This is a genomic window from Nonomuraea sp. NPDC050786, assembly GCF_040654115.1.
In the GTDB taxonomy this organism is placed as follows: Bacteria; Actinomycetota; Actinomycetes; order Streptosporangiales; family Streptosporangiaceae; genus Nonomuraea.
Genome location: NZ_JBFAHJ010000003.1, coordinates 121,159 through 140,169 on the forward strand (window position 1 = coordinate 121,159; position 19,011 = coordinate 140,169).

Genomic DNA, 19,011 nt, shown 5'->3' on the forward strand with positions numbered 1-19,011 from the left:
GTCAGAGATCACCGAACGCCTCGAGCGGGAACGGCGGCTGTGCCAGCGGCCGTACGGCCATGCGCATGAGGATGAGCTGGTTGTCGTCGCCGCAGATGGGGTTGGACGTCAGCTCGCCGCACCGGGTGCAGCGATGGATGACCATCCAGTCACCCGTACGCAGGACCGCGATCGAGATCGGGATCATCCGCGCTCCGCACTCCGACGGGCCGCCTTCCACGCGGTCGAGGACGTGCTTCGAGTGCAGACAACTCGGGCAGTGGTTTCGGCGGGTGCCGTCCGGCGCGAGCGCGGTCACGGTCAGGCCGCAGCGCACGCACGGGAATGTTTCGGTGTTCATGACGGAACGGGGCTTGCTGTTGGTGGACAACCTGGGTACTCCTTGCCGGAATTTTCGAAAGAAGGCAGCAAGAGAGCGCCGAGCGAGCCTCGCGGCGTACGCGGGCATGCTGGTACGGCAGGCGGTCCGGCCTGATCAGATCTGAGGTCTCAGAGGCAGGATCCGCCCACGGCACGGCGAGGCGCGCAAGGCGCGGTGCCAGGCATTAACCCACCCCTCCCAGGGCATGGCTGCCCGAATGCTCCACCGTCAGGACACGAGGGAGCGTAACCGGGCGACGCCGCGGGCGGCCAATGGTTTTTGACCGAATCATCTTCTACGTTCGGACGTATGGGTATCGGGCTGACCGCGGAACACCGGGCGCTGGCCGCCTCCGTGCACGGGCTCGCCGGGCGTGCGCCCGACCACGCGGCCCTGGCCGGGCAGGGGATTCTGGGGCTGCATCTGCCTGAGGAGTGCGGCGGGCAGGGGTACGGGCTGCTGGAGCTGTGCGTCGCGCTCGAGGCGCTGGGCGAGCGGCGCGTCCCGGGGCCGTACCTGCCGACCGTCATCACCTCGGCCGTCCTCGCCTGGCCGGGGCGCCCGAGCGGTCCCGCCTCCCAGGGAAGCCCGAGCGGCCCGGCCTCCCAGGGAAGCCCGAGCGGCCTCGCCTGGCCGGAGGGCTCGGGCTGTCTCGCCGACGGCAGGGAAGGGCTGATCGCCGGGCTCGCCGACGGGTCCATGACCGCCGCCGTCGTACTGCTCGCGGATCCGCCCGGTGCTCCCGGCGGGAGCGGCGACCCGTCGGGCAGCGAACCGTTCGACGGCGACCCGTCGAGCAGCACCACGATAGGCGGCGGCCCCTGCAGCGCACTCGCCCTGGGGGCGCCGGAGGCAAACCTCTTTCTCGTGCCCATCGACGGCGGCCGGTGGGCGGTGCTCGATCGTGCCGACGTCGTCGCCGAGCCCGCCGACAGCGTGGATCTCGACCGGGTGCTCTGCTCCATCACCACGCGCGACGTCCCCGCCGGCCGGGTGCTGGGCGAGGTGCCGGTGCGGGAGATCGCCGCCGTGCTGCTCAGTGCCGACGCGTGCGGCGTGGCGGCGTGGGCCGTGGCGACGGCGGCCGAGCACGCCAAGGTACGCGAGCAGTTCGGGCGGCCGATCGGGCAGTTCCAGGGGGTCAAGCACCGGGTGGCCGCCGCCTTCGTGGCGCTGGAGCAGGCCCGCTCCGCCGTGTGGGACGCCGCCAGAGCGATGGACAGCGCCAGGGCGATCGACGCCGCCGGGGCCATGGACGGCGACACGTCGTACGACGAGGCCAGGCTGGCGGTGGCGGTGGCCGCGGTGCTGGGGCCCGATGCGGCGGTGCGCGGTGCGGCGGACGCGATCCAGGTGCTCGGCGCCATCGGGTACACCTACGAGCACGACGCGCACCGCTATTACCGCAGGGCTCTGTCCGACCGGATGCTGGCCGGCGAGCCGGGGCCGTGGGCCGAGGAGACGGCGAGGCTGGCGCTGGCCGGGACCCGGCGGTCGATGGAGCCGGACCTTCCCGAGGAGGCCGCCGCCGTCAGGGACGCCATCAGGGCGGAGGCCGGATCGCTGCGGGCCGAGGAGCCGGTGGCGAGGCTGAGGAGGTTCGCGGCGGAAGGGTGGATCATGCCGTACCTGCCCAGACCGTGGGGCAGGGCGGCGTCGCCGCTGGAGCAGGTGATCATTCACCAGGAGTTCCGCGACCTGAAGCGGCCGAACCTGGGCATCGCGGCCTGGGCGGTTCCCTCCATCGTCCGGTACGGCACCCGCGAGCAGCAGGAGCGCTTCCTGCCGAAGACGTTCGCCGGGGAGATCGTGTGGTGCCAGCTGTTCAGCGAGCCCGGCGCGGGCTCCGACCTGGCCGGGCTGGCGACGAAGGCCACGCGGGTGGAGGGCGGCTGGTCGCTGACAGGGCAGAAGATCTGGACATCTCTCGCGCAGTACGCCCATTGGGGCATCTGCCTCGCCCGGACTTCTCCCGAAAAATCGAAACATAACGGCATCAGCTACTTCCTGGTGGACATGGCGTCCGAGGGAGTCACCGTCAGGCCGCTCAAGGAGATCAACGGGGACGAGGTGTTCAACGAGGTCTTCCTCGACGACGTCTTCGTACCGGACGACCTGGTCGTCGGCGCGGTGGACGAGGGGTGGCGGGTGGCCCGTGACACGCTCTCCCACGAACGCGTCGCGCTCGGCGACTCCTGGGGGCCGGGCTCACAGCACACCGACATGGCCGAGCTCATCGCGGAGCTGCCGCCGCTCCGCCAGTCTCAGCGCGAGCAGGCGGGCCGCCTCTGGGCCGAGGGCCAGGCCATCTCCGCACTCGGCCTGCGCATCACGCTCTCGCAGCTGTCCGGGGCCGATCCCGCGACCGCCCCCAGCGTGCGCAAGCTGCTCGGCATGCGCCACGCCCAGGCGATCGCGGAGTTCTGCTGGTCGCTGGCGCCGAGGAGCCGCCGCTGGAACCGTGCGATCCTCGCCACCCGGGCGTTCACCATCGGCGGCGGCACCACGGAGGTGCAGCTCAACATCATCGCCGAACGCGCGCTCGGTCTCCCCCGTGACCCGTGATCAGCTCTTGGGATAGTACGGCGCCGCGAGGTGGGCGTACACGATCGTGTTGTCGACGTAGCTGTGCGCCTGCCGGTCGAACGTCCCGCCGCAGGTCACCAGCCGCAGCCCCGGATAGCTGAGCTTGGCGTAGACCTTCTTGACCGGGAAGCTCCGCTTCGGCGTGTGCTCGACCTTGTCGACGACGAACACCGCCACCGAGTGGTCGGCGCGCATCACCTGGACCTGGTCGCCGCGCTTGACGTTCTTGAGGTTGGCGAAGACGGCGGGACCGCTCCTGGTGTCCAGGTGACCGGTGATCACGGCGGCGCCGCGCTGGCCGGGTACGGGGCCGTAGCGGTACCAGCCCGCCTGGTTCGGCGGGTCGAAGGGCGGGTTCTCGATGGCGCCCTGCGCGTCCAGGCCCAGCTCCATCAGCGGGGCCGCCACGCCGATGGACGGGATGTAGACGGCCGTGGGCCTGGCCGCCCTCATCGGCGCGGCCACCCTGCCGGACGGCACGCCCGGGACGGACGGCACGGGGTTGGTGGCGGCGACCGGACCCGGCTCGGGCTCGTCGCTGAAGAAGCCGCTGATCCCGAGCCCGATCAGCAGCAACCCCGCCAGCGAGACGACGGCTGCCCCGGTCCGGAGCAGCCGCTGCTCAGACGACACCCTTGCGGCGCCGTACCGCGAACCCGGCCAGCCCCGCGCCCGCCGTCAGGGCCGCACCGCCCAGCGCGAACGGCCACACCGGATCGTCCGGCGCGAGGCCGCCGCCACCGGTCTCCGGGTGCCCCCTCGGCACCCGGTGCTCGTCCTCGCCCGCGGGCCGCCACGGCTCTTCCTCGGGCTCGTCCGGACCCGGCCAGGTCTCCTCCGGACCCGGCTCGACCGAGGGAGGCGGGCTCCAGGACTCCTGCGGCTCGGGCTCGTGCTGCTCGTCGCAGAGCAGCGGCAGCGGAAGGAGGCAGGTGGGCAGCTCGACCGGCAGATCGGGACCGGTGGTGGCGTACGCGGGGGGCGCCGCCAGGCTCACCCCTCCGACCACGAAGGCGGCCACAAAGGCGGGCACAAAGGCGGTCATCGCCGCCGCGAGACGTGCTCTTGCCATGAGAAGGCTCCAGACTCGTTTGTCGCCCCCGATGCACAAGAGAGCTTTGCGAATTATTAGATAACGAGTCAAGTAACGATACCGAAGTGAAATTGACCAGACACGGAGGGTTTAACCGCACCCCAACGTGGCAGGAAATAACGGCATAAAGGGGGACAAATGCCATGAGCAATCCACAGCAACCCGAGATTCGCAGATCAGGCAAATCACCCACCGAGTTCAAGTCCGCCCACCTCACGCCCCAGACGAAGCAGGGAGCCAAACGCTCCGCCCGCCCGCATGGCATGGACAAGGGCGGCAAGGGCGGCGGCCAGGGCGGCGGGGTGCCTCCGGGCCAGCGCCCTCCGTACCCGGGGTGAGCGAACGTGAAAGGGAGCCTGCAGTTCATCGGCAACGCGACGACGCTGATCCGCTACAACGGCCTCACGCTGCTGACCGATCCCAACTTCCTGCATCAGGGCCAGCGGGCGTACCTGGGGTACGGCCTGTCCACCCGCCGCCTCACCGATCCGGCCCTGGAGATCGAGGACCTGCCGCCGATCGACGCGGTGGTGCTGTCGCACCTGCACGGTGACCACTGGGACCGTGTCACCCGAAAAGGACTGGACCGGGACACCCCGGTCATCACGACCACCGCGGCCGCCCGCCGCCTGCGCCGTCGCGGCTTCCGCCGGACCGTGGGGCTGGAGGAGTGGCGTACGCACGAGCTACGCGGCCCGCACGGCTCCGTGCGGATCACCGCGCTGCCCGCCAAGCACGCGCCAGGCCCCGCCGAGGCACTGCTGCCGCCCGTGATCGGCACGATGCTGGAGTTCTTCAGCCCGGACGAACGCGTGGAGCTGCGCATCCACGTCAGCGGCGACACACTGCTGGACCGCCGCCTCGACGCGATCCCGCGCCGCTTCCCCGACATCGACCTGGCACTGGTGCACCTGGGCGGCACCCGGCTGCTCGGCCTCGTGCTCGTCACGATGGACGGCGAACAGGGCGCCTCGTGGGTGGACCTGATGAACCCGCACGCGGTCGTACCGGTGCATTATGACGACTACGCCGCCTTCAGCTCACCGCTGGACGACTTCCGCCACCACATCGAGCAGAACGGCCTGGCCGACCGGGTGGTCTACCTCAAGAGGGGCGAAACCCGCGAGCTCGCCCCCCACCACCTCGTGCGCTAGTCGACCGAGTACAGCTAGTCGGCGTTCCGCGCCCGGCTCGGCTGCACGCGCATCGGCTCGCCCGGCATCTTGGGATAGTTCGGCGGGTACGGCATGTCGCCGCGGTCGTCCTTGGCGTAGAGCTCCAGCAGCGGCTCGATCGAGTGGGCCACATCGTCGATGGCCGCGTGCACGTCGCCCACCTCGGCGAAGCGCGCCGGGACCGTACGGATGTCGAAGTCGCGCGGGTCGGCGTCCGCCAGCTCGTCCCAGGTCAGCGGGGTCGAGACGGGGGCGTGCGGCTGGGCCCTGACGGAGTAGGCGCTGGCCACCGTGCGGTCCCGGGCGTTCTGGTTGAAGTCGATGAACACCCGCTCGCCGCGCTCCTCCTTCCACCACGCGGTGGTCACCAGCGCCGGATCCCGCTCCTCGACGGCCCTGGCCAGGGCGATGCCGGCGTGGCGCACCTGGATGAAGTCCCAGCGCGGCTCGATGCGCACGGCGATGTGGACGCCACGATTGCCGGACGTCTTCACGAACCCGGTCATCCCGAACTCGCCCAGAACCTCCCTCGTGAGCAGGGCCGCCTTGCGTGCCGCGTCGAACTCCAGGCCCGGCTGCGGGTCCAGGTCCACGCGCAGCTCGTCGGGGTGCTCGACGTCCGAGGCACGCACCTGCCAGGGGTGGAAGTCGATGGTGCCGAGGTTCGCGGCGTAGGCGATGGCCGCCACCTCCGTGACCCGCAGGGACTGCGCCGTACGGCCGCTCGGGAAGGTCACCGTCACGGGCTGGAGCCAGTCGGGGTGCTTGGGCGGCATCCGCTTCTGATAGATCGCCTCCGTCTGCACGCCGTCGGGGTGGCGTTTGAGGTTGGTGGGCCGGTCCTTGAGCGCCCGCAGCGCGCCCTCGCCGACGCTCACGTAGTATTCGACCAGCTCCCGCTTGGTGGCGCCGATCCCAGGAAAGTACACCTTGTCGGGGTTGGTGACCTTGACGGTCCGCTCCCCCACCTCGAGCTCTATGTACGGCGATGGCATGCCATGACTCTATGACGTGGGGACGAGGTGGGCCCGTCCCGGAGCCTCCTCGGTGGCGGGACCGAGGGCTCGACGGGACGGACCGCTAGATCAACCGCCGCCGTTCCGGGCGCTGGCGCGCCACCCGGCCGGCCGTTGCGACCCCCGGCGGCTCCAGCACGGGCGTGGGCTGTGCCGCTCGCCGAGATCTGCGGATGATCTCACCCCTTGGCAGGAGGCGATGACACCCCCTTGCCTACAAAGACGCGAATTCACCCCAGAACGGATGCTTCACCCTTCGGAGATCTCTTTTTGCCAGATCTCGTACGCTGGACTCATGGAAAAGGTGGTCAAGAGCGAGGCCGAGTGGCGGGTGCAGCTCGCGCCCGAGGAGTTCCACGTCCTCAGGGAGGCCGGGACCGAGCGCCCCTTCACCGGCGAGTACGTCGACACCAAGACCGAGGGCGTCTATTCGTGCCGCGCCTGCGGGGCCGAGCTGTTCCGGTCGGACACGAAGTTCGAGTCGCACTGCGGGTGGCCGAGCTTCTTCGCGCCGGCCGACTCCGACGCGGTGGTGCTGATCGAGGACCGCAGCCACGGAATGGTGCGCACCGAGGTGCGGTGCGCACGGTGCGACTCCCATCTGGGTCACGTCTTCCACGGCGAGGGATACCCGACCCCGACCGACGACCGTTACTGCATCAACTCGATCTCCCTTAGGCTTGAACCCAAGGGGTGATCGGGTAACGACAGCGCGTACCGATCCCCTGCCTCGGGTAGGAGATTCCTGTGCGCTTTGTCCATCTTCGTCACCGCTGGGTGACGATTGAGGCTATCGGGCGCGTCGTGACGCAACGGTGCGACGTGTGCGCGAAGACGCGGGTACGGGTGCGATAACGGGGGTCTCGACAGAGTCAGTCGGGTTCGGGGTGGGTGACCCGGCAGCTGGTGTCGGAGGGGCCGAGGATGTTGGCGAGCACGGGGTTACCGTTCTCGCCGAACTCGGCCTGGACGAAGACGACCGGGCGGGCCACGCCGAGGGAGCGCAGGTACTCGAGGCCGCGCTTGCACAGCGTGAGCGCTTGGGAGGAATTGCCCGCCGACTCCGGCAAATCCGTATAAATGCGCAAATATCCGCCGATGGTGCGGATGTCCTTGAGGCGCTTCAGCGCCGCGTCGTCCGGCCCCCAGTGCGTACGGAAGTACTCCGCCGCCTGCTGGTCGGTGTGCCGCGACGGCCCGTCCGCTTTGTAATCGTCCACGTCAGCGGGGTCGGGCCCGCCCGCCGTCAGGTCCGCCGGGCCGGCACTCCCCTGCACCAGCCCCGGCTCCGCCGCGCCGGTGGCGGCCGCGCTCGCGGCGGCCTGGGGCGGCTGGGACTTCGGCAGCTCGCTCGCTCTGGCCTGCGCGCTCGCCCCCGAGCCTGACTCGGCCCTGCCGGAACGCCTCCCCGGCGCCGTCTCCGCCTGGCCCTGCGGCCCGGAGGCCACGCGCGACTGCTGGGCGGAGGCGGCGGTCAGCGGCTCGCTGAAGGTCCCCGTCGCGCCGAGCACCACGGCGACACCTCCGGCCAGCGCCACCGCTCCGACCGCCCACCGCAGCCTTCCGCCTCGCCGCCGCGCATGCCGCGAGCGCCCCTCAACTTGCGGCGACCGTCCCACCGCATACGGCGAGCGGCCCTCCACCTCCGGCGACCGTCCCACCACCTGCGGCGAGCGGCCCTCCACCTGCGGCGATCCTCCCACCGCATGCGGCGATCGCGCCGGTATCTGCGGCGGGCTCCCCGCCGCATGCCGGCCGGTGGGCTTCCGCCTGCTCCCCCGCCTGCCCGATCCGCCCATCACCCCGCCCTCCCCGCCGCCTGGAACGTGCCACCGCAGGCACGCCCGTACGCACGAAGGATTTCCCTGATTGTGACAAAGGGGATAGATCAAGTCCGTTGGATCGACAACTTGGGCCTGGCTCTTTTCCCCTGAGTCCCCAGGTGGAGGTGGCGTACGGCTAAGGCAGGGCCGCCACCAGCTCACGCACCGGCTTGCGCGCGCCCGTGTAGAACGGGATCTCGACCCGCGTGTGCCGGCGGGCCTGCGCGCCCCGCAGCGTGCGCATCAGGTCGACGATCCTGTGCAGCTCGTCGGCCTCGAACGCCAGCATCCACTCGTAGTCGTTGAGCGAGAAGCACGCCACCGTGTTGGCCCGCACGTCGGGATAGTCGCGCGCCATCCTGCCGTGCTCGGCCAGCATGGCCCGGCGCTCGGAGTCGTCCAGCAAATACCACTCGTAGGAGCGCACGAACGGATAGACGCTCACGTAAGCGCGCGGCTCCTCCTCGGCGAGGAAGGCGGGGATGTGCGACTTGTTGAACTCGGCCGGCCGGTGCAGCGCCATCGCCGACCAGACGGGCCTGCTGTGCCGGCCCAGCTCGGTGCGGCGGAACCGGGCATAGACGTCCTGCAGGTCCTCGGGCGTGGCCGCGTGCCACCAGAACATGTAGTCGGCGTCGGCCCGCAGCCCGGCCACGTCGTAGACCCCCCTGGTCACGACGCCCTTGCCGGCGGCCTGCTCCAGCAGCTCCTCGACCTCGCCCGCCAGGCCGTCGCGCTCGGCGGGACACGGCTCGGTGACCTGGAAGACCGACCACATCGTGTAACGGATCACCTGGTTGAGATCGCGGGCCTTGAGCCGCGGAGCAGCGTCTGTCATGACGCCTATTCTCCTCGCTGGGACAGGTGGTCCAGAATCCGGGCGGCGGCCGTGCGGGCCGTGCCGACGCAGGCGGGAATGCCGACGCCGTCGTAGGCGGCGCCGCAGACGGCCAGCCCCGGCTCCACGGCCACGGCGGCGTGCACCCTGGCTACCCGGTCGAGGTGGCCCACGTTGTACTGCGGCAGCGACCCGCCCCAGCGCGTGACCCGGGTGTCGATCGGCAGGCCGCTCACGCCCATCACGTCGGCCATCTCGGCCGTGGCCAGCGACACCAACTCGACGTCGTCCCGCTGGAGCAGGTGCTCCTCGCCGACCCGGCCGATCGAGCAGCGCACGATCACCATGTCCTTCACCAGGTGCGGCCACTTGACCGAGCTGAACGTGACCGCCTTGACCGGCCGCCCCTCCACGGGCGGCACCAGGTAGCCGCTGGAGGTGGGCGGCTGGGGGAAGGCGCCGACCGGGTAGGCGAGCGTGACGATGGCCATGCTGGCGTACTCGATCCTGGCCAGCTCGCTCGCCGCCTTGGGCACCTCCGCCCTGAGCAGCCTGCTTGCCGCGGCCCCCGGCGTGGCCACGATCACCGCGTCCGCCTGGACGGTCTCGGGCTTGGGGACGGGGCCGGTGACCAGCCGCCAGCCGTCGCCGTCCCGGTGCAGCTCGCGTACGGTGACGCCGGTCCTGATGTCCGCGCCCGACGCCTTGGCGACCGCCTCGGGCAGGCCGCCGAGGCCGCCCCTGAGCGAGGTGAAGACCGGGCCCGCGTCCTTCGGCGCCTCCTCGACGAGCTGCCTGGCCCCGGTCAGCAGCGAGCGCTCGGAACGGGCCACGGCCGCCACCCGCGGCATCGTGGCCTCCAGCGAGAGCCTGTCGGAACGGCCCGCGTAGACGCCGCCGAGCAGCGGCTCGACCAGCCGCTCGACGATCTCGTCCCCCATCCTGGCGCGAACGTAGGCGGCCACGGACACGTCGGTGCGTACGAGGGTCGCCGGCAGGATCTGGTCGAGCGGCACGCGCAGCAGGCCACCGGGCGAGACGATGCCCGATTTCGCCAGCTCGGTCAGGTCGGAGGGCACGCCCATGACCTGGCCCTTCGGCATCGGGCGCAGCTCGCCCCTGCTGTAGACGGCCGAGCTCGTGGTACCGGGGAAGACCAGGTCGTCGCCGAGCCCGACCGCCCTGGCCAGCTCCTTGCCCTCGGGCCGCCTGGCCAGCATGGCCTCCGCGCCCGCGTCCACGTTGACCCCGGCGACCTCGGAGGCGTACAGCTTGCCGCCGATGCGCGGCCCGCCCTCGAGCACGGTGACCTTGACCCGCTCGCCCGCGCCCTGGCGGAGATACCATGCGGCGGCGAGACCGGAGATCCCCCCACCGACGACGACCACGTGCGCCCGATTCCCTTCCACGCCTCCTGACGCTACCGCCTCACCGCCGTGCTCAGCTGCGCGGGGCGGCGTTGTCAGACAGTGACCGGACCGTGATTCCTCCTATCAAACCGGGGCTTTCCGCTGACCGTCTTATGGGCATGAGGAGAATCCGGTACGGAGTCGCACTCACGGCCGCCTGCTCGGCCCTGCTTCTCACAGGCTGCGGGGGCGGCGCCAGGACGATGTCCACCGAGGCGGCTTCGGGCGGCGCGCCGGTCGCCGACCAGGCCCAGAGCCTCGCCAAGCAGCCGAGACCGCAGCAGAGCAAGGCCGGCCTCGTCTCGGACGTCAAGCTGACCCAGCAGCAGGACCGCCAGATCATCTACACCGGCGACCTGGTGGTGCGGGCCAAGCAGGTCACCGCCGCCGCCCAGCAGGCCAAGCAGATGGTGACGTCGGTGGGCGGCTACCTGTCCAAGGAGGAGAGCAACTCGGCCAACGAGACGGAGGACACGGCCACGCTGGAGTTCAAGATCCCGCCGGCCAGGTACACCGAGGTGCTGGGCCGGCTCGGCAAGGAGCTGGGCAAGCAGCTCTCCATGAACCAGGGCACCCAGGACGTCACCATGCAGGTGGCCGACGTCGAGAGCCGGCTGAGGTCGGCGCAGCAGTCGCTGGAGTCGCTGCGTGCGCTGCTGAAGAAGTCCGGCACCATCAGCCAGGTGCTGCAGGTCGAGCGGGAGATCTCCGCGCGCGAGGCCGACCTGGAGTCGCTGCAGGCGCAGCAGAAGCAGCTGGCCACGCAGGTCGCCATGGCCACGCTGACGCTCCGGCTGGTCGGGCCGGTGGCCGTCGTCGAGGATCCCTCCGACGAGCCCGCGGGGTTCTTCGGCGGGCTCAAGGCGGGGTGGAGCGCGCTGGTGTCGTTCGCGAAGGTGGCGGTGACGGTGCTCGGCACGGTGCTGCCGTGGCTGGCCGTCTCGGTGCCCCTGATCGCGCTGGTGATCTTCCTGGCACGGCGTGGCCGCTCCAGGCGCCCCCGGACCCCCGTACCCCCGCAGGGGCCGGGGCACGGCGGCCCAGTACCTCCGCAGGGGCCGCAGCGCGGCGACCCGGGCCCGGAGGCGGCGTGACCGGGACGGCGGCGTGACCGGGACCGTCAGCCGGCCTCGTGCACGAGGTCGGTGAGGCGCTTGAGCTGGTCGGGATCGGTCGAGGGCAGCACGCCGTGCCCCAGGTTGAACACGTGCCCCTCGGCCGCCCGCCCCTGGCGCAGCACCTCGCGCGCCTTGCGCTCGACGACCTCCCACGGCGCCAGCAGCACGGCCGGGTCGAGGTTGCCCTGCAGCGCCTTGCCGGGGCCGACCCGGCGGGCCGCCTCGTCGAGCGGCACCCGCCAGTCGACGCCCACCACGTCGGCCCCTGCCTCGCCGAGCACGCCGAGCAGCTCGCCCGTGCCGACGCCGAAGTGGATGCGCGGCACGTCCGGCAGGCCCTCGAAGATGCGGCGGGTGTAGGGCAGGATGAACTCGCGGTAGTCGGCCGGCGCCACCGCCCCCACCCAGGAGTCGAAGAGCTGCACGGCCGAGGCCCCCGCGGCGATCTGGATGCGCAGGTGCTCCAGGACGATCGTGGAGAGCCGGTCCATGAGCGCGTGCCACAGCTGCGGCTCGCCGTACATCATGGCCTTGGTGTGCTCGTGGTTCTTGGACGGGCCGCCCTCGATCAGGTACGAGCCGAGCGTGAACGGGGCCCCGGCGAAGCCGATCAGCGGCGTGCCGCCCAGCTCGCCGGTCAGCGCCTGGATGGCCTCGGTGACGTACGGCACGTCGTCCGGCTCGATCGGCCGCAGCGCCTCGAGGCCCCTGGCGTCACGGATCGGGTCGGCCACCACCGGACCGACGCCCGGCTTGAGGTCGAGATCGACGCCGATGGCCTTGAGCGGCACCACGATGTCGCTGAAGAAGATCGCCGCGTCGACGCCGTACCGGCGGACCGGCTGCATGGTGAACTCGACGATCATGTCGGGCGTCGAGCAGGCCGTGAGCATCGGCACGCCCTCGCGAAGCCGCAGGTATTCGGGGAGCGCCCGACCGGCCTGGCGCATGTACCAGACGGGGGTGTGCGGGACGGGCTGGCGGCGGCAGGCACGCAGGAAAGCGGAGTCGGCGAGGTTCACCCCACAAGGGTGCCATGTAGGGGCGCCGGTCATGACACGGGAGTGACGTGTCAGAAAAACCTCGATTGGACACCCCAAAGCATGATCAGATAGCCAGATGAAGGTTTACCGGTCTGCTCGGCATCGGCGCCGCACTCGGGTCGAACACACCCCATGCCCGGCCAGAGAGCCGGTTTCGAGTGGGCCAAATGTTCACCAACCCACCGCGCGGCACCGATTCAGGGACCACTTTCGGGACACGCCGAGCGCGTTGCGGGGAATTGTCAGCAGCTCGTGCCAACGTCGGAGCCACGACCCGCAGAAAGGCCCCGGTTCGATGACTCGTGCGATGACCGCGTTGTGGAGTTCCCCAGAGCGCCGCAGTGAGCTCTGTCCTTCCTGTGCAGGCGAGCGGCCGTTCGAGCAGCCGCCGTGCCTCGACGGCCATGAGCCCGGCCAGTGCCCCGAGTGGGCCTGCGTCGACTGCGGTCACGCGATCATCTTCGGCACCGCCGAAACCCTCCGACCGAATCGCCAGCTGGTTACGGCAGCGGCTTGATCACGAAGGATGAGCACCCCCGTGGTCCCCTTCCGTCCGTCTTCGACCTACGCTTCCGCTATGACACTCGGTGACCAGCCTCCTCCTCCGGCGGTGTTCACGCGCGCCGCGACGAGCATGCGGCAGGCCGAGGTCAGGCCGGAGATCGAGCTCGAAGACCTCCCCGCGCCGCAGCGGCTGGCCCCCTACTCGGCCGCCATCGGCGCGTCCGTCTACCGCGACGACGACGAGCTCGCCGTCGGCCGGCTGATCCTGCTCTACGACCCTGACGGCCAGCGCGGGTGGGAGGGCCCGTTCCGGCTGGTGGCCTACGTCAGGGCCGACATGGAGCCGGAGATCACCTCCGATCCGCTGCTCGGACCGGTCGCCTGGAGCTGGCTGACCGAGGCCCTGGACGCCCACCAAGCCGACTACTCCGCCGCTGGCGGTACCGTGACAAGAGCCGTGTCCGAGGGGTTCGGCAACAAAGCCGAAGACCCGGTCACGACCGAGCTCGAGTTGCGGGCGTCCTGGTCACCCGCGCAGGAGGATCTCTCCGGCCACGTCGCCGCCTGGTGCGACCTCATGTGCCTGGCGGCGGGGATCCCGCCGCTCCCGCCCGACGTGGCCGCCCTTCCCCGCCGCCGCGATGAATCCGGAGAGTGACCGTACGAAGTGAGGGCACCAGTAAAGACAGCACCAGCGTCATGAGGTCGGTGAGCTCATGACAGAAGAACGTACCGTCGAACCGCTGCTCGAGCCGCGAGAGGGCATTCCGCCGGTCATCGCGGACGCCGCCGGGCTGGCTGAAATCGTTTCGCGATTCGCGGCGGGCACCGGTCCCGTCGCGGTCGACGCCGAGCGCGCCTCGGGCTACCGCTACGGCAACCGCGCCTACCTCGTGCAGCTGCGCCGGGCCGGGGCGGGCACCGCGTTGATCGACCCCATCGGCTGTCCCGACCTGTCCGAGCTCGACGCGGCCGTGGCCGACGCCGAGGTCGTCCTGCACGCCGCCTCCCAGGACCTGCCCTGCCTCCTGGAGGTGGGGTTCAGGCCCCGGGCGATGTTCGACACCGAGCTGGCAGGGCGGCTGCTCGGCTACGAACGGGTGGGCCTCGGCACGATGGTCGAGACCGTGCTCGGGCTGCGGCTGGAGAAGGGCCACTCGGCCGCCGACTGGTCCACCAGGCCCCTGCCGGAAGACTGGCTGCGCTACGCGGCACTCGACGTGGAGGTGCTGGTCGAGCTGCGGGACGCGCTCCATCAGGAGCTGGTGGAGAGCGGGAAGCTGGAGTGGGCGCGCGAGGAGTTCGCCGCCGTGCTCAACACGCCGCCGCCCGTCCCCCGCTCCGATCCCTGGCGCCGTACCTCGGGCATCCACAAGGTACGCAACGTGCGGGCGCTGGCGATCGTGCGGGAGCTGTGGACCATGCGCGACAGGATCGCCCGGGAGGCCGACCTGGCGCCCGGACGGGTGCTGCCCGACGCGGCCATCGTGACGGCCGCGCTGGAGGGGCCTCGCACCAAGAAGGCATTGACCGAAATATCGGCATTCACCGGGCGCAGCGCGCGCCGGCACATGAGCGACTGGCTCGCCGCGGTGACCCGTGCCCGCCAGCTGCCCGACAGCCAGCTCCCCGCGCCGAGCACCCCCGGCGAGGGGCCGCCGCCGCCCAACCGCTGGGCCGACCGCGACCCGGCCGCCGCCAAACGCCTGGCGGCCGCCCGCGCGGTGGTGGCGGGGCTGGCCGAGCAGCACCACATGCCCACGGAGAACCTGCTGCAGCCGGACGCCGTACGACGGCTCACGTGGGAGCCGCCCGCGGAGATCACCGAGGAGACCGTCACCGCCCGGCTGCGCGAACTCGGCGCCCGGGAGTGGCAGCTCTCCCTGACGGCCCACCCGATCACCAAGGCCCTGGCCCGTCTCGAAAACCGCGGCGGCGACCAGTAACTCGGGCCGGTGCCCGGCCCGGCGTCACACGCGTGGTGTCGCCGGGCCAGGCACAGCACGCGCAGCACCGGGCAGCGGGCGCATAGCGCCGGGCACAGCACGCACAGCACCGGGCGCAGCGCGCACAGCACCGGGCGCAGCGCGCATAGCGCCGGGCACAGCGCGCCACCGCACGCGCCTCCAGCCGACCATGACGTTGCGCGGAACACGGGGTAGGCGCCGGGCGCTGCCGCGCAACGTCCCGTGACGCGGCCTGCCCGAGGGGCCCAGCCATGGGTGGCTCGGATGCACCGTTTCCTGGGGTGGCGGGCGGGGCTACTTGACGTGGTCGGCGGGGCCGCCGTACCGTTCGGGAAAGCGCTTTCCCCCCATGTGTCCTGAAGGGATCCTCAATGAGCGTGCGCACCATCGGCGTCGTGATGAACGGCGTCACCGGACGGATGGGCTACCGCCAGCACCTGGTCCGTTCCGTCCTGGCCATCAACGAGCAGGGCGGCGTCACGCTCTCGGACGGCAGCAGGGTGAAGCTCAAGCCTGTGCTTGTCGGAAGAAATGCTGACAAATTGGCAGATATCGCGGCGAAGCATGGACTTTCGGATTTCACCACCGACCTGGACGCCGCCCTGGCCGACGACGACAACCTGATCTACTTCGACGCCCAGGTCACCAGCGCCCGCGTCAAGGCCGTGCTGAAGGCCATCGAGGCGGGCAAGCACATCTACGCCGAGAAGCCCACGGCCGAGTCGACGCAGGAGGCCATGGCGCTGGCCGAGGCGGCCGCGGCCAGGGGTGTGAAGAACGGCGTCGTGCAGGACAAGCTCTTCCTGCCCGGCCTGCTCAAGCTGAAGCGGCTGATCGACGGCGGTTTCTTCGGCCGGATCCTGTCGGTGCGCGGTGAGTTCGGCTACTGGGTGTTCGAGGGCGACTGGCAGGAGGCGCAGCGCCCGTCGTGGAACTACCGGGCCGAGGACGGCGGCGGCATCGTGCTCGACATGTTCCCGCACTGGCACTACGTGATGGAGAACCTGTTCGGCCGTGTCCAGTCCGTCTACGCCCGCGCCGTGACGCACATCCCCTCGCGGGTGGACGAGCAGGGCAAGACGTACCAGGCGACCGCGGACGACGCCGCGTACGGGATCTTCGAGCTCGAGGGCGGCATAGTCGCGCAGATCAACTCGTCCTGGACGGTTCGCGTGAACCGCGACGAGCTGGTCGAGTTCCAGGTGGACGGCACGCACGGCAGCGCGGTCGCCGGGCTGCGCAACTGCCGCGTGCAGCACCGCTCCGCCACGCCCAAGCCCGTCTGGAACCCCGACCTGCCCGCCACCGCCCGCTTCCGCGACGGGTGGCAGGAGGTGCCTGACAACGCCGAGTTCGACAACGGGTTCAAGGTGCAGTGGGAGGCGTTCGTCCGGCACGTGGTGGAGGACGCGCCCTTCCCGAACGACTTCGCCTCGGGCGCGCGCGGCGTGCAGCTCGCCGAGCTGGGGCTGCGCTCGAACGCCGAGGGCCGCAGGATCGAGGTGCCGCAGCTTTGACTGCTCCCCTCCTGAAGGCGGGGATTCCTGGCTCACGCTGCTCGGCTGTCCGGCGGACAGTCAAGGCTTACGCGATCGGCACCAGCCGGGTTCAGACCAGCCCGGACGAGCATCACGTGAGCGGAGTTCTTATCCCTGGGGGAGACGGCTCCGCACACGATGCAGGTGTAGGTACGTTCGGAAAGAGGTAGTGCGTGCTTGGTTCTTGCTCCGCACTGCGCACATTCCATGGTGGTGTGGGCGGGGTCCACGAGGCGCAGGATGCGTCCGTGCTTGCGCGCCATGTTGATCAGCTCGCGCTTGGTGGCGCTGATGGCCGCGTCGGCGGCCCTCCGCGCCATGGTGGTCTTGGCAAGGAACTTCGGCCGGAAGTCCTCCACCGCGATGGCATCATGGTCGGTTACCACACGCTTGGCCCACTTGCGGGCAACGTCCTGCCGCTGCCGAACCATTCGTTTGTAAGCCTTGGCGGCCTGCCGCCTGGCCTTGCGACACCCCTTCGACGTCGCCTGGCCCTCGGGGCGACGACGGCGGGCCATCATCCGCTGGTAGCGGGCCAGCTTGCCAGCGGATTTCTTCCCGAAGCCGGGGTGAGGGAGGTCGTGGGCGTCGCTGGTGGTGCTCGCTATCTCCTTCACTCCCCAATCCACACCAAGCACCGCACCCGTCGGGGGAAGTGGCCATACCTCGGCGGGGACGACGAACGAGGCGTACCAGTGCCCAAGACTGTCCCGGTAAATGCGCACGCTGGAGGGGTCGGCAGGGAGGTCCCGGGACCACACCACCGTCAGTACGATGCCGCCTGCAAGATGCAGTCGACCGCCCTTCAACCGGAAGCCGCGCCGGGTGTAGTTCAGCGTCGGGTCTGCCAGGTCCTTTTTCTTGAATCGGGGCATTCCAGCCCGCCGTTTGATGGGCAGGCGAGCCTTGATGTCCTTCAGTGCCTTGGCGCGGGAGCGAGCGAAGTCGCGGATGATCTGCTGCTGCGGGACCGACGCTCCCGTGCGGAGCCAATCATGCTCGCCGCGCCAGCCGGTCAGCATCTTGTCCAGCCTGGCCGCTCCGCACTCCTGCCTCTCCATGCGCGGCCCGGGAGGCGGCAACGCACTGATTCCACACCCAACGGCAGCGGTCCCACTCGCCCAGCAGCTTGGCGCACGCAGTGGACGACACACGAAGCCGGTAGGTGTACCGGGCGTGCTCGGCACCCTCACTTGCTTTCGTTACCGCCACCACGATCAGAACCTACAGGGAAGGTACGACAATTGAGCGTTCCCAGCCGGTGCGGCCATCGCGAACAGGCGTCTGAATGCCCAGCACGCGATTCGGCGTCCCCCGCCCGACTCCGCAAGAGTCTGGTTCCTGTCCGGAGTGAGAGCCGGAGCATCCTCGGAGGAATTCTGTGACGACGATCGACCTGCCGGGGTTCGGCGCCTACGAGCTGCGCGAGCCCGTGATGTGGCCGGTGCCGGAGAAGGCGCCCGCCGGCCGCATCGTGTACGCCGCCGCCCACGTGGTTGCCGATCCGCTCGGCGACAACACGCCCGGCTCCCCCGCCGCCGTGGACTGGGACGCCACCCTGCGCTTCCGCCGCCACCTGTGGTCGCACGGCCTGCGCGTGGCGGACGCGATGGACACCGCCCAGCGCAACATGGGCCTGGACTGGGCGGCGACCAAGGAGCTCATCCGGCGCAGCGCCGCCGAGGCCCGCCCGTACGGCGACCCGGCGACGCTAGTCGCGTGCGGCGCGGGCACCGACCACGCGCCCCAGGCCGCCGACCTGAACACGATCACCGCCGCGTACGCCGAGCAGATCGAGACCGTCCAGTCGGCCGGCGCCGGTGTGATCGTCATGGCCTCCCGCCAGCTCGCCAGGGTGGCGACCGGCCCGGCGGACTACCACCAGGTGTACGGCAAGCTGTTCGGCCTGGCCGACCGGCCCGTGATCCTGCACTGGCTGGGCGAGATGTTCGACCCGCAGCTGGCCGGCTACTGGGGTTCGCGGGACGTGGCGGCGGCGACGGAGTCGTTCCTGGAGCTGATCCACGCCCACGCCGCGCTGGTGGACGGCGTGAAGGTGTCGCTGCTGGACGAGGAGCACGAGGTACGGCTGCGTGCCGCGCTCCCCGAGGGCGTCAAGCTGTACACGGGCGACGACTTCAACTACCCGTCGCTGATCAAGTCGGGCTCGCACGCGCTGCTGGGCATCTTCGACGCCATCGCCCCGGCCGCGGCGGCGGCCCTGCACGCGCTCGACGCCGGCGACCTGGACCGCTATGACGAGATCTTCGCCCCGACCGTCCCGCTGTCGCGGAAGATCTTCGAGGCGCCGACGTACAACTACAAGACCGGCATCGTCTTCCTGGCCTGGCTGAACGGCCACCAGGACGCGTTCGCCATGGTGAACGGCGCCCAGTCGGCCCGCTCGCTGCTCCACCTGTCGGAGGTGTTCCGCCTCGCCGACCAGGCCGGGCTCCTGGCCGACCAGGATCTGGCCGTACGCAGGATGAAGGCGCTGCTGGCGGTGAACGGACTGTGAGCGAGCGAAGCGAGGGAACGTT

Annotated in this window: 17 protein-coding genes; 8 read left to right on the forward strand and 9 right to left on the reverse strand. The window is 70.6% G+C overall.

What is annotated here, in order from left to right:
• Position 1: 1 nt before the first annotated feature.
• Positions 2–370, reverse strand: coding sequence for an RNHCP domain-containing protein (locus tag AB0H84_RS08185; RefSeq protein WP_357600018.1), 369 nt, complete (start codon positions 368–370; stop codon positions 2–4).
• A gap of 300 nt (positions 371–670) precedes the next feature.
• Here AB0H84_RS08185 and AB0H84_RS08190 point away from each other — a divergent pair, with 300 nt between their 5' ends.
• Positions 671–2,926: an acyl-CoA dehydrogenase gene (locus AB0H84_RS08190; protein WP_357600021.1), complete on the forward strand. Its 2,256-nt coding sequence runs from the start codon at positions 671–673 to the stop codon at positions 2,924–2,926.
• Here AB0H84_RS08190 and AB0H84_RS08195 read toward each other — a convergent pair whose 3' ends face one another.
• Both AB0H84_RS08195 and AB0H84_RS08200 read right to left on the reverse strand, forming a co-directional pair.
• Complete coding sequence (locus AB0H84_RS08195; protein ID WP_357600023.1) at positions 2,927–3,580, reverse strand: class F sortase; 654 nt, start codon at positions 3,578–3,580, stop codon at positions 2,927–2,929.
• Positions 3,570–4,019 (reverse strand): hypothetical protein, encoded by a 450-nt coding sequence (locus tag AB0H84_RS08200; protein WP_357600025.1) that lies wholly within the window; start codon positions 4,017–4,019, stop codon positions 3,570–3,572. Before AB0H84_RS08200 ends, AB0H84_RS08195 begins: the two co-directional genes overlap by 11 nt.
• Before the next feature lie 365 nt (positions 4,020–4,384).
• On the opposite strand from AB0H84_RS08200, the gene AB0H84_RS08205 reads away from it, so the two are divergent.
• A complete protein-coding gene (locus tag AB0H84_RS08205) occupies positions 4,385–5,194 on the forward strand; it encodes an MBL fold metallo-hydrolase (RefSeq protein ID WP_357600028.1) in 810 nt (269 codons plus the stop codon).
• 14 nt (positions 5,195–5,208) lie between these two features.
• Here the strand turns inward: AB0H84_RS08205 and ligD are convergent, their stop codons facing one another.
• A complete protein-coding gene (ligD, locus tag AB0H84_RS08210) occupies positions 5,209–6,210 on the reverse strand; it encodes a non-homologous end-joining DNA ligase (RefSeq protein WP_357600031.1) in 1,002 nt (333 codons plus the stop codon).
• A 316-nt stretch (positions 6,211–6,526) separates the two neighbouring features.
• Between ligD and msrB the strand changes: the two genes are divergently transcribed.
• Complete coding sequence (gene msrB, locus AB0H84_RS08215) at positions 6,527–6,928, forward strand: peptide-methionine (R)-S-oxide reductase MsrB (protein ID WP_357600035.1); 402 nt, start codon at positions 6,527–6,529, stop codon at positions 6,926–6,928.
• Positions 6,929–7,103: 175 nt separating this feature from the next.
• Here msrB and AB0H84_RS08220 read toward each other — a convergent pair whose 3' ends face one another.
• The 3 genes from AB0H84_RS08220 to hemG form a co-directional block, all read right to left on the reverse strand.
• Positions 7,104–7,916: a hypothetical protein gene (locus tag AB0H84_RS08220; protein WP_357600038.1), complete on the reverse strand. Its 813-nt coding sequence runs from the start codon at positions 7,914–7,916 to the stop codon at positions 7,104–7,106.
• Between the two features lie 274 nt (positions 7,917–8,190).
• Positions 8,191–8,892 (reverse strand): hydrogen peroxide-dependent heme synthase, encoded by a 702-nt coding sequence (hemQ, locus tag AB0H84_RS08225; RefSeq protein ID WP_357600041.1) that lies wholly within the window; start codon positions 8,890–8,892, stop codon positions 8,191–8,193.
• A gap of 5 nt (positions 8,893–8,897) precedes the next feature.
• Positions 8,898–10,301: a protoporphyrinogen oxidase gene (gene hemG, locus AB0H84_RS08230; protein ID WP_357600043.1), complete on the reverse strand. Its 1,404-nt coding sequence runs from the start codon at positions 10,299–10,301 to the stop codon at positions 8,898–8,900.
• Positions 10,302–10,420: 119 nt separating this feature from the next.
• On the opposite strand from hemG, the gene AB0H84_RS08235 reads away from it, so the two are divergent.
• The gene (locus AB0H84_RS08235) at positions 10,421–11,395 is read left to right on the forward strand and encodes a DUF4349 domain-containing protein (RefSeq protein WP_357600046.1); all 975 of its coding nucleotides are present in this window, start codon (positions 10,421–10,423) and stop codon (positions 11,393–11,395) included.
• A gap of 26 nt (positions 11,396–11,421) precedes the next feature.
• Here the strand turns inward: AB0H84_RS08235 and hemE are convergent, their stop codons facing one another.
• Positions 11,422–12,474 carry a uroporphyrinogen decarboxylase gene (gene hemE, locus AB0H84_RS08240; RefSeq protein ID WP_357600048.1) on the reverse strand — a complete coding sequence of 351 codons (1,053 nt, stop codon included), beginning with the start codon at positions 12,472–12,474 and terminating at the stop codon, positions 11,422–11,424.
• 565 nt (positions 12,475–13,039) lie between these two features.
• Here hemE and AB0H84_RS08245 point away from each other — a divergent pair.
• The 3 genes from AB0H84_RS08245 to AB0H84_RS08255 all read left to right on the forward strand — a co-directional run bounded on the left by AB0H84_RS08245 (position 13,040) and on the right by AB0H84_RS08255 (position 16,450).
• Positions 13,040–13,624 (forward strand): DUF3000 domain-containing protein, encoded by a 585-nt coding sequence (locus AB0H84_RS08245; RefSeq protein WP_357600051.1) that lies wholly within the window; start codon positions 13,040–13,042, stop codon positions 13,622–13,624.
• Between the two features lie 58 nt (positions 13,625–13,682).
• Positions 13,683–14,912: a ribonuclease D gene (locus tag AB0H84_RS08250; RefSeq protein WP_357600054.1), complete on the forward strand. Its 1,230-nt coding sequence runs from the start codon at positions 13,683–13,685 to the stop codon at positions 14,910–14,912.
• Positions 14,913–15,304: 392 nt separating this feature from the next.
• Positions 15,305–16,450 (forward strand): Gfo/Idh/MocA family oxidoreductase, encoded by a 1,146-nt coding sequence (locus tag AB0H84_RS08255; protein ID WP_357600057.1) that lies wholly within the window; start codon positions 15,305–15,307, stop codon positions 16,448–16,450.
• A gap of 32 nt (positions 16,451–16,482) precedes the next feature.
• Here AB0H84_RS08255 and AB0H84_RS08260 read toward each other — a convergent pair whose 3' ends face one another.
• Positions 16,483–17,493 carry a transposase gene (locus AB0H84_RS08260; RefSeq protein WP_357600060.1) on the reverse strand — a complete coding sequence of 337 codons (1,011 nt, stop codon included), beginning with the start codon at positions 17,491–17,493 and terminating at the stop codon, positions 16,483–16,485.
• Between the two features lie 398 nt (positions 17,494–17,891).
• On the opposite strand from AB0H84_RS08260, the gene AB0H84_RS08265 reads away from it, so the two are divergent.
• Positions 17,892–18,989 carry a dihydrodipicolinate synthase family protein gene (locus tag AB0H84_RS08265; protein ID WP_357600968.1) on the forward strand — a complete coding sequence of 366 codons (1,098 nt, stop codon included), beginning with the start codon at positions 17,892–17,894 and terminating at the stop codon, positions 18,987–18,989.
• Positions 18,990–19,011: the final 22 nt, after the last annotated feature.

Excerpts from the sequence above, each read along its gene's own strand:
- AB0H84_RS08190 (WP_357600021.1), top strand. The coding sequence starts at position 671 with ATGGGTATCGGGCTGACCGCGGAACACCGGGCGCTGGCCGCCTCCGTG.
- AB0H84_RS08200 (WP_357600025.1), bottom strand. The coding sequence starts at position 4,019 with ATGGCAAGAGCACGTCTCGCGGCGGCGATGACCGCCTTTGTGCCCGCC.
- ligD (WP_357600031.1), bottom strand. The coding sequence starts at position 6,210 with ATGCCATCGCCGTACATAGAGCTCGAGGTGGGGGAGCGGACCGTCAAG.
- msrB (WP_357600035.1), top strand. The coding sequence starts at position 6,527 with ATGGAAAAGGTGGTCAAGAGCGAGGCCGAGTGGCGGGTGCAGCTCGCG.
- hemQ (WP_357600041.1), bottom strand. The coding sequence starts at position 8,892 with ATGACAGACGCTGCTCCGCGGCTCAAGGCCCGCGATCTCAACCAGGTG.
- AB0H84_RS08235 (WP_357600046.1), top strand. The coding sequence starts at position 10,421 with ATGAGGAGAATCCGGTACGGAGTCGCACTCACGGCCGCCTGCTCGGCC.
- hemE (WP_357600048.1), bottom strand. The coding sequence starts at position 12,474 with ATGACCGGCGCCCCTACATGGCACCCTTGTGGGGTGAACCTCGCCGAC.
- AB0H84_RS08245 (WP_357600051.1), top strand. The coding sequence starts at position 13,040 with ATGACACTCGGTGACCAGCCTCCTCCTCCGGCGGTGTTCACGCGCGCC.
- AB0H84_RS08250 (WP_357600054.1), top strand. The coding sequence starts at position 13,683 with ATGACAGAAGAACGTACCGTCGAACCGCTGCTCGAGCCGCGAGAGGGC.
- AB0H84_RS08255 (WP_357600057.1), top strand. The coding sequence starts at position 15,305 with ATGAGCGTGCGCACCATCGGCGTCGTGATGAACGGCGTCACCGGACGG.
- AB0H84_RS08260 (WP_357600060.1), bottom strand. The coding sequence starts at position 17,493 with ATGCTGACCGGCTGGCGCGGCGAGCATGATTGGCTCCGCACGGGAGCG.